Below are 609 nucleotides of genomic sequence, written 5' to 3' on the forward strand. Positions count from 1 at the left end.
CAGCCGTGACCCGGCTGGGAGACAGTGTCAGGTGGGCAGTTTGACTGGGGCGGTCGCCTCCCAAAATGTAACGGAGGCGCCCAAAGGTTCCCTCAGAATGGTTGGAAATCATTCGTAGAGTGTAAAGGCACAAGGGAGCTTGACTGCGAGACCTACAAGTCGAGCAGGGACGAAAGTCGGGCTTAGTGATCCGGTGGTTCCGCATGGAAGGGCCATCGCTCAACGGATAAAAGCTACCCCGGGGATAACAGGCTTATCTCCCCCAAGAGTCCACATCGACGGGGAGGTTTGGCACCTCGATGTCGGCTCATCGCATCCTGGGGCTGTAGTCGGTCCCAAGGGTTGGGCTGTTCGCCCATTAAAGCGGTACGCGAGCTGGGTTCAGAACGTCGTGAGACAGTTCGGTCCCTATCCGTCGTGGGCGTAGGAAATTTGAGAGGAGCTGTCCTTAGTACGAGAGGACCGGGATGGACACACCGCTGGTGTACCAGTTGTTCTGCCAAGGGCATCGCTGGGTAGCTATGTGTGGACGGGATAAGTGCTGAAAGCATCTAAGCATGAAGCCCCCCTCAAGATGAGATTTCCCATTCTTTGAAGTAAGACCCCTGA

1 rRNA gene is annotated in these 609 nt (G+C 56.2%); it reads left to right on the forward strand.

The features are described from left to right. Positions 1-609 (forward strand): 23S ribosomal RNA (locus ACFSCX_RS16230); the annotation flags it as partial.

Source organism: Bacillus salitolerans (assembly GCF_042680805.1).
In the GTDB taxonomy this organism is placed as follows: Bacteria; Bacillota; Bacilli; order Bacillales; family SA4; genus Bacillus_CJ; species Bacillus_CJ salitolerans.